This is a genomic window from Nevskiales bacterium (assembly GCA_035574475.1).
GTDB lineage: Bacteria > Pseudomonadota > Gammaproteobacteria > Nevskiales > DATLYR01 > DATLYR01.
The window spans coordinates 1-8,923 of sequence record DATLYR010000223.1 but is presented as its reverse complement, the minus strand read 5'-3'; the positions used below and the strand labels follow the sequence as shown (position 1 = coordinate 8,923).

Here is an 8,923-nt window from a genome sequence, read left to right as displayed (position 1 = left end):
CACGCCGCAAGCCCTCAGCGGAGCCCAGCGCCAGATTGTCTGGCAGGGCGACTACGAACCCTTCGGAAACGTCACCGTGAAAAACGACGCCGCCACCCAGCCCCTGCGGTTTCCGGGGCAGTATGCGGACGGGGAATCAGGGCTGCATGACAACTGGTTCAGATCTTATGATCCAGACATAGGCCGGTATCTGCAGAGTGATCCGATTGGGTTGTGGGGCGGCATGAGTACGTACGCCTACACCTTCAGTAATCCAGTACGTTATACCGATCCCGCAGGGTTGGAGACGTGTCTTTTCACCGTTAATGGCTTTCCCGGACACGTCGCCCTATACGGGTCCAGAGGTGTTAGCGGCGGATGGCTCTATGACCCATCAGGCAGCTATGCGCGTGCAAATGGAGGCGGCGAGGGCGACCTCGTACCGGCAGATAGCAGCACCTTTGATCGCTTCGCTCAATTGCACAAGCTAAACGACGACGATTCCACAAGTAGAACCTGCAAAGATACGACCGAGTCACAAGAACTAGCACTAGAACGGGCTGCTGAAGCTCGGGGCGGCGGGTTTGGACCTAGCTGTGCTTCTGATGTGAGCGCGGTACTTCGTGCTTCAGGGATCTTCCCATCGGTGCCACAGACCATCTGGCCTGGACGGCTGAGTGGCGCATTCGCGAACAGCCTGCCGGCTGCGCAATCTCCCACAGGTCAGCCATGAAAATTCAGCGGCTTTTTGCCATGACAATCCTTTCCGGGCTTGCCTTGTACGTTTGGCTAGGCAATATCGAGTACGTTCAGGCCCGGGGGGGTGTCGTTGGGCTGGTGGCTCTACAAACACTGATTATCTGCGTGCTCGTGTTCGCCGTTCAGCGCTATCGGGTTCATTTTAGGCTGCTAGTTTTGCTTGTCGCAGGCCAGCTTGTTTCTAGCATCACGGATTGGACATGGGCATTTCTGTTGGACGCCGAGCGCGCTAGAAATGCGCTTTCCATCGTTCAAACGTCCCCCGCGAGTCCGAAGGCGCTGATGATTATTTTCGGGGCCTGGATACTTCTAGGGGGATTGCAGGCTCTCGCAGTAGACCTTGGTTGGCGAGTGGGAGTCAGCGATAAATCAAGCGCACAATCCCCACACTCAAGTAAATAATGCCCCTAACTCGATAAAGGCGACTCTAGCATGCATGCCTACGCAAACCAGTTACGGTTTTTCGTGGAGGATACTGTGCAAGTGGCGGCCCTTTCCTTGGCGGGTATTCCCTGGCCTGTAGCAGGCTTGCGGGCGCTAGCATGTTTCTGCTGTTAAAAGCGTCATCTGCCAGTCGGTATACATCTGCGACGTTGTGATCGGACTCCCTGCGTGTATTTTGGTCCGGAGGCGGGTGTTTATGACAGCTGATTCAGACCCTGCCCTTCTGTGTTGCTACGTAAGACAAGCACATGCGCTTATGTGCGATCTAAAGTAATTATGCTCCCAAGAAAATTTAGCAGCTCTCTGGTAAGCTGCTCGGGCTCTTCCAGATACGGCAAATGCCCGACGCCGTCGAGGCGCAGCAACCGTGCATTCGGCAGTTGTGAGGCGAGCAACTCGCCATTGGCAAAGGGAATCACGCGGTCGGCGGTGCCATGCATGACCAGCGCGGGCTGGGTGATCCGTTCCGCGCCCACGCCTTCCGCAAAATACTGCTCGCAGGCCTGGAACTGCGCGGCCCAGCAGGCGGGCGGCGTCGGGTGTTGCAGGCGGCTGTGCAGGTAGCGCTCGAAGCGCTCGGGATGGCGCTCGGTCCAGCCGGGCGCGAAGGATAACGGCATGGTGCGCCGCGCGTACTGCTCCGGCGGCAGGCCGGCCGCGGCGAGCCAAGCCGCGCGAGTGTCGGCCGGCAACGGCAGGCAGCCGCGCCCGCCGCCTGCCGTGGACACCAGCACGAGCGAGCGTACGCGCTGCGGATGCCGCCGCGCCAGCGTGAGCGCGATATAGCCGCCCATCGAGTGACCGAGCACATCCGCGGTCTGCACGCCGCAGGCCTCGAGCACGCTCGCGGCGTCGTCCGCCAGCATGGCGATGGAATACGGCCCGGCGGGCTGCTCGCTGCGGCCCGTGCCGCGATTGTCGAAGCTGATCACCCGCCAGCGGTCGCGCAGCGCGTCACGCAACTCGGCCCAGCACCAGGACGAATAGCCCAGCCCGGAGACCAGCAGCAACGGCTCGCCGTCCCCGCCGGAATCCTCGACCCAGAAGCGCAGCCGCGACGTCTGCCGCAGGCCGCAGAAACCGGCATCAGTGCTCACGGAAATATTCGTCGAACTTCGCCTGCGCCTCGTCGCCGAACAGGATGCGGCAGGCGTCCATCAGCCCGGGCGCGGCGCGGATCACCTCGCGCCGCTCCACCAGCGCGATCTTCGAGCGCCGGCGCAGGAAGTCGTCGAGCTTGACGATCATTTCGCGGCGCGCGGCCTGCCGCAGCTCGCAACGGATGTACTCCGTACCCTTGATCAGCACCTCGGCCTCGCGCGGGTCCTCGCGGATGTTCTCGAGCAGGCCGATGGCCTGCGCGCCGTAGCGGCGCCATAGCCGGCGGCTGAGCGGCTCGCTCGACTCCGGCGCGGTGTAGCCGTCCAGGTTCATCAGCTGGGCCTGGTGGCGGAACTCCTCGCGGATCGCATCCGGCGGCTCGCCGTACCAGCGAAAGCCCGGGTGCGGTATGCGCACGCCGAGCTTGTGCACGGCATCGCTGATCTCGTCGCCGACGTTGAGGCAGTCGGTGAGCTTGCCGCCGAAGATGCTCACGTGCCGGTGCGCGCGGTTGAGCTCGATGGCGTGCTTGCGCGACAGCTGCAGGAAGTCGGTGTCGCCGCCGTCATCTCCATTCTTGGCAGCCTTCACCGCCAGGGGGCGCACGCCGCAGCGCTCGGCCACCACGTCCGCCATGGTCAGGGGCCTGGGTAGGCGCAGGCGCTTGTTGATGTTGTCCAGCACGAAGCGCCGGTCCTCGTCCGTCACCTGCACGAAGGGCGAGTCCACGCGCGTATCGGTGGTGCCGATGCAGGTGCGTGTGCCCATCGGGATGGCGAAGAACAGCCGCCCGTCGTCGGCGAAGAAGGCCAGCACGCGGCGGTTCGGCGTGACGTGGTCCACCACCAGGTGGATGCCCTTGGACAGCACATGCCGGTACTCGGTGGTTTCGCCGGTGAGCCGGTTGTGCGCGTCCACAAAGGCGCCGGCGGCGTTGATCAGCACGCGCGAGCGGATGGTGAAGCGCTCGCCCGAGACCCCATCGCGTGCCTGCGTATGCCACTCGAAATCCTTGCCCGCCGGCATGCGCCGCGCACCCAGCGATTCGACATAGTTGGCGGCGATGCCGCCGTAGTTCAGCGCGGTGCGGATGAAGTTGAAGACGAAGCGCGCGTCGTTGTCGTAGAAATAGGCATCCGAGTATTCGAAGCCGCCGATCACGTCGTCGGTGTTGATGACGGGTTCTTCCTGCTCGATCACGCGGCGCGGCTTCAGCCGCGGCACGCGCGTGAAACCGTTGCCGATCAGCCAGTACAGCCAGCAGCCGAGCCACAGCAGCAGCGGATGCCAGCGGAAGCCCCGCTGCACGGTGGTGAAGAAGCGGATTTCCCGGATGGTCGAGGGATAGCTGCGAATCAGGTGGTTGCGGCTCATGCACAGCTTGCGCACCAGCCCGAACTCGCCGCTCTCCATGTACTTGATGCCGCCCCAGGCCAGGTTCGAGGAGTGCTGGCTGGTGAAGCCGGCGAAATCGCCGCGATCGATCAGCGCCACCGACACGCCGCGCCCGGCCAGCGCTGCGGCCGCCACCGCGCCGTTGATTCCGCCGCCGACGATCAGCACATCGAAGGCCTGGTGTTTGAGCTTGGCGATGTTGCTGGCGCGCAGTTTCATGCTGGACGCACTGCATCGGGCGCGGGCCGCAGGCGCTGCTTGCAGCGCCGGCAATAGTAGCGCACGCCGGCCAGGTGCCGCCGGTAGATCGTCAGGCTGCACAGCTGCGGGGCCTCGCAGCCGCAGGTGAAGGGCAGCCGGCGCACGTGCCGCGATGGGCGCGCCGCCATGCGATGCGAGACCTCCGGCGGCTTGCCGAAATGCCGCATCACCGCGCGCCATTCGCGGCCGTGCGGGCGCGTGCGGCCCGGCCACAGCGCCCATACCACATAGTGCGCGACTTCATGCGGCACGACCTGGTCGAGCATCTGCTGCGGATGCCGCTGCAGCAGCTCGCGGTTGATGCGGATGCAGGGCCCGCCATAGCGGCGCGCATCCACGATGAACTCGCCCGCGTTCAGGCCGCGCAGGTCGAAGGCCAGCCGCGGCATCGCCGCCAGGCGCAAGCCGCGCTGCGCGGCCAGGCGCTCGGCCTGCTGCAACCAGTACAGCACGGCATCGCGCGCACGCTGCTCGAGTTCCGCGGCCGGCGTGAGCGCACACTCGTTATCTGGGGCGGGGATGCGGCTGTCGTAGTCCAACATGCGGTCATTATGGCGCAAGCTTGGCCACCAGACGGGGGATGACCGCGCCATGCCAGGCACCGCCAGCATTCAAGCTGTGCGCGATATATCTAAGAAGCTCTGAGTACGTCACCCCGGCGAACGCCGGGGTCCAGAGCCTTTAGAGTCGCTGGATTCCGGCTTTCGCCGGAATGACGAAGGGAATTGATCAGAGGTTCCCTAGATTTCCACCTCGACGCTGTCCCCCGTCACCCGCACCGGGTAGCTGCGCACGTCTTCCTCGGCCGGATCCAGGGTGACGCGGCCGGTTTTGAGGTTGAAGCGCGAGCCGTGCCAGGGGCATTCGACCTCCTCGCCGACGATAGTGCCGTCGCTCAGCGGCCCCTGTTCGTGCGGGCAATCGTCGTCGAGCGCGTAGAACCTGCCGCCGAGGTTGAACACCGCGATCTTGCGTCCCTCGACTTCCACGCACTTGGCGGACTGCTCAGGGATCTCCGTGAGCCTGGCGACCGCTACGTATTTACTCATGGCGCAATCCTCCGACAGCCATGATCTGGGTATAGCGCAGCGGCGCGCGGTTTCAAATCCGGCGGCGGGGCGGCACGCCGGCAATCGCGGCGACCAGGCTCTCGCGCAGCCAGCGGTTGGCCGGCTCCTTATCTACATTGCTGTGCCAGTACAGGTAGGCGTCGAGCCGCGGCGTTTCCACCGGGAAGGGCAGGATACGGTTGCCGAACTGCGCATTGGTCACGCGCGCGTGGCGCTCGGGCATGGTCAGCACCAGGTCGGTTTCGCTCACCACCTGGCAGGCGGCGAAGTAATGCTGGCAGCGCAGGCGCACGCGGCGTTGCAGGCCGAGCCGCGCCAGCTCGATGTCCTCGAGCCCCGGCCCCGTGCGGCGCGAGCTCACCAGCACGTGCTCCAGCGCCAGGTAGGTCTCGAGGTCCAGTCCGCGCTTGATGCGCGGGTGATTCCTGCGCGCCACCACCACCACCGGGTCGAGCGCGATGCGCTGGCGGCGGATCGCGTCCGACAGCGGCAGCTGCACGTCGATGGCCGCGTCCAGCGTGCCGGCCGCCAGCTCGGATTCGAGCTGGCGGCGGTCCACGCGGATCGCGGCGAGGTCGATGTGCGGCGCCTGCGCCAGCACCTGCCGCATCAGCGGCGGCAGCAGGCTGGACTCGAGCACGTCGCGCACCGCGACGGTGAAGCGCTTCTGCGAGCTGGCGGGGTCGAAGCGCTCGCTTTCGCTCAGGGTGACCTCCAGCTCGCGCAGCGCGCGCCGCACCGGGCCGATCAGGCCGCGCGCCAGCGGCGTCGGCACCATGGCGCGGCCCTCGCGCACGAACAGCGGGTCGCCGAACAGCGCGCGCAGCCGGCCGAGCGCGTGGCTGACGGCGGGCTGCGACAGGCGCAGCTTCTGGCTCGCGGCGGTGATGCCGCCCTCCGTGAAGATGGCGTCCAGCACCACGAACAGGTTCAGGTCCACGCGTCTGATATGCATGAAACTTATATATCATGATTCCTGGTATTGATTGGACGGATTCGCGCCGGGGGCCTAATCTTCACCCAACCCAGGCACACCAGGCGCTGGACCCCGGCCTGCGCCGGGGTGACGGGCAAAAGCCCCGCGCCGCATCGAGGCTGATCATGGAATTCGAATACTCGCCCCGCACCCAGGAACTGCTCGCCCGGCTCAACGCCTTCATGGCGCAGCATATCTATCCCAACGAGCCGCGCTTCCTCGCCGAGGTCGCCGAGGGCGACCGCTGGCAGCCGACGAAACTGATCGAGGAGCTCAAGGCCAAGGCGCGTGCGGAAGGCTTGTGGAACCTGTTCTTGCCGGATTCAGAATACGGCGCAGGCCTTACCAACCTCGAGTACGCGCCGTTGTGCGAGGTGATGGGCCGCGTGATCTGGGCGCCGGAGGTGTTCAACTGCTCGGCGCCGGACACCGGCAACATGGAGGTGCTGGTGCGCTACGGCACGCCGGAGCAGAAGCAGCAATGGCTGGAGCCGCTGCTGGACGGCAAGATTCGCAGCTGCTTCGCCATGACCGAGCCCGGTGTGGCCTCGTCAGATGCGACCAATATTTCCAGCCTGATCGAGCGCGACGGCGACCACTACGTGATCAACGGCCGCAAGTGGTGGAGCTCCGGCGCCAACGACCCGCGCTGTAAATTATTCATCTTCATGGGCAAGACCGACCCGGATAATCCGGACCGGCACAAGCAGCAGTCCATGATCCTCATCCCGCGCGACACACCGGGCGTGAAGATCCTCCGGCACCTGCCGGTGTTCGGCTACGACGACGCGCCGCACGGCCACGCCGAGATCCTGTTCGAGAACGTGCGCGTGCCGGCCTCCAACATGCTGCTCGGCGAGGGGCGCGGCTTCGAGATCGCGCAGGGGCGGCTGGGGCCCGGGCGCATCCACCACTGCATGCGGCTCATCGGCCTGGCCGAGCGCGCGCTGGAGAAAATGTGCCAGCGCACGCTGTCGCGCGTGGCCTTCGGCAAGCCGGTGGCGCAGCAGACGGTGACGCTGGAGCGCATCGCCGAGAGCCGCATCCTGATCGACTCCGCGCGCCTGCTCACGCTCAAGGCCGCCTACATGATGGACACGGTCGGCAACAAGGCCGCGGCCAAGGAGATCGCCATGATCAAGGTCGCCGCGCCCAACATGGCCTGCCAGGTGATCGACTGGGCGATCCAGGCGCACGGCGGCGGCGGCGTGACCGACGATTTCGGCCTGTCCTATGCCTATGCGCAGGCGCGCACCCTGCGCCTGGCCGACGGCCCGGACGAGGTGCACCGCAACGCGATCGGCAAAATGGAGCTGGGGCGGCACAAGCCGAACTAGGGTGGTGTCCCGTAAATGTCTGTGTCATTCCGGACAAGCCCGCGAAGCGGGCGCGATCCGGAATCCAGAGTCTTTTCAAGGTCGGCGCCATGCCGCCGACGGACCCGTCGCGGGCCCAGGACAGGCTGTCATCAGCGCGTAACGACTTCGATGCATGATGCGCGGCCTGAACCCGCGTTATGTTGTGCATGCGCACTTCGTTCAACCGCCGTCAGGTGCTCAAGTTCGGCGTCCATGGACTCGGGCTGCTGGCCTTGGGCCAAGCGCTGGCCGGTTGCGGCGGTAGCAGCGGCGCCGACGGTACTGGCGGCAGCGCAGCCCGCGGCCAGCTGAGCCGCATCGGCCCGCTCGGCGCACCGGACGCCAACGGCCTGCGCGTCCCGCCTGGCTTTACCTGCCGTGTCATCGCCCAGGCCAACCGGCCGGTCGGCAATACCCTGTTCCTGTGGCACACCGACCCGGACGGTGGCGCGGTGTACCCGCATCCAGAAGGCGGCTGGATTTATGTCTCCAACCGCGAATTTCTGCCGGGCGGCGTGAACGCGATCCGTTTCGATGCCCAGGGCGAAATCGTTAGCGCCTACAACATCCTTCCCGGCCTGCTGACACGCATCAACTGCGCCGGCGGCGTCACGCCCTGGGGTACCTGGATGTCCTGCGAGGAATGGGATGGCGGCACGGTGTGGGAGTGCGACCCGTTCGGCATCGCCCTGCCGCAGCAGCACCTGTCGCTCGGCAGCTTCGCACATGAGGCCGTGGCAGTGGACCCGGCGACCCATATCCTGTATCTGACCGAGGACCAGGGCGACGGACGCTTCTACCGTTTCGTGCCCGACACGCCCAATGTCGGCGCCCGGCCGGACCTGTCGCGCGGCCGCCTGCAGGTGATGCAGGTGCAGGCCACGCAGCAGGAAGTGGACACCGAGGGCTCGCGCGGGCCCTGGTCGGTGCGTTGGCTGGACGTGCCGAATCCGAACCCGGCCCAGCTCCCGGGGTTGCCGATCCAGCCGCAGACGCCGACTCGCCAGCAGGTGCCGGAAAGCACGGCATTCGACGGTGGCGAAGGCCTGTGGTACCACGAGGGCATCGTTTACTTCAGCACCAAGGGCGACCGTCGCATCTGGGCGCACGACCCGGCGCGCGACAGCCTGCGAATCATCTACGACGACTTTTTCCACCCGCCCGAGCCGGTGCTCGACTCGGTGGACAATATCGTATTCACGCCGGGCGGCGACCTGATCGTGGTCGAGGACAAGAGCGAGGCGAACCAGCAGGCGGTAGCGCTCACCCGCGACGGACGCATCTTTCCGATCATCGAGCTGGTCGGGCAGGACGGCAGCGAGGTCACCGGCCCTGCGTTCTCGCCCGACGGCCGGCATTTCTACTTCAGCTCGCAGCGCGGCCCCGGCGCCAACGGCCAGTCCGGCACCGCCGGTATCACCTACTGCGTCAGCGGCCCCTGGTTTGCACCCTGAGCCCCAAGCTTGGGTATCCTCAAGGCAGGGTACTCATCGGGGGACGACATGACGCACATCAAGGCCTTCATCGCCGGCTTCTTCGCCACGCTGTTCTTCCACCAGACGGTGCTGGGTTTGCTGCAC

At 65.8% G+C, this 8,923-nt stretch carries 8 protein-coding genes; 3 read left to right on the top strand and 5 right to left on the bottom strand.

What is annotated here, in order from left to right; genetic code table 11:
• On the top strand, positions 1–712 hold a 712-nt coding region (locus tag VNJ47_13375; protein ID HXG29824.1), incomplete at its 5' end, for an RHS repeat-associated core domain-containing protein.
• Positions 713–1,436: 724 nt separating this feature from the next.
• Here the strand turns inward: VNJ47_13375 and VNJ47_13370 are convergent.
• The 5 genes from VNJ47_13370 to VNJ47_13350 form a co-directional block, all read right to left on the bottom strand.
• Positions 1,437–2,279 carry an alpha/beta hydrolase gene (locus tag VNJ47_13370; protein HXG29823.1) on the bottom strand — a complete coding sequence of 281 codons (843 nt, stop codon included), beginning with the start codon at positions 2,277–2,279 and terminating at the stop codon, positions 1,437–1,439.
• A complete protein-coding gene (locus VNJ47_13365) occupies positions 2,269–3,897 on the bottom strand; it encodes a glycerol-3-phosphate dehydrogenase/oxidase (protein HXG29822.1) in 1,629 nt (542 codons plus the stop codon). The genes VNJ47_13370 and VNJ47_13365 overlap by 11 nt, the downstream gene beginning before the upstream one ends.
• The gene (locus tag VNJ47_13360) at positions 3,894–4,481 is read right to left on the bottom strand and encodes a SprT-like domain-containing protein (GenBank protein HXG29821.1); all 588 of its coding nucleotides are present in this window, start codon (positions 4,479–4,481) and stop codon (positions 3,894–3,896) included. The genes VNJ47_13365 and VNJ47_13360 overlap by 4 nt, the downstream gene beginning before the upstream one ends.
• A gap of 198 nt (positions 4,482–4,679) precedes the next feature.
• A complete protein-coding gene (gene nirD, locus VNJ47_13355; GenBank protein HXG29820.1) occupies positions 4,680–4,988 on the bottom strand; it encodes a nitrite reductase small subunit NirD in 309 nt (102 codons plus the stop codon).
• Between the two features lie 52 nt (positions 4,989–5,040).
• Complete coding sequence (locus VNJ47_13350) at positions 5,041–5,964, bottom strand: LysR family transcriptional regulator (GenBank protein ID HXG29819.1); 924 nt, start codon at positions 5,962–5,964, stop codon at positions 5,041–5,043.
• 146 nt (positions 5,965–6,110) lie between these two features.
• Between VNJ47_13350 and VNJ47_13345 the strand changes: the two genes are divergently transcribed.
• Together VNJ47_13345 and VNJ47_13340 are read left to right on the top strand one after the other, a co-directional pair.
• Entirely contained in the window at positions 6,111–7,322 is a 1,212-nt protein-coding gene (locus tag VNJ47_13345) for an acyl-CoA dehydrogenase (GenBank protein HXG29818.1), read from the top strand.
• Positions 7,323–7,510: 188 nt separating this feature from the next.
• Positions 7,511–8,797, top strand: coding sequence for an alkaline phosphatase PhoX (locus VNJ47_13340; protein HXG29817.1), 1,287 nt, complete (start codon positions 7,511–7,513; stop codon positions 8,795–8,797).
• Positions 8,798–8,923 lie beyond the last annotated feature (126 nt).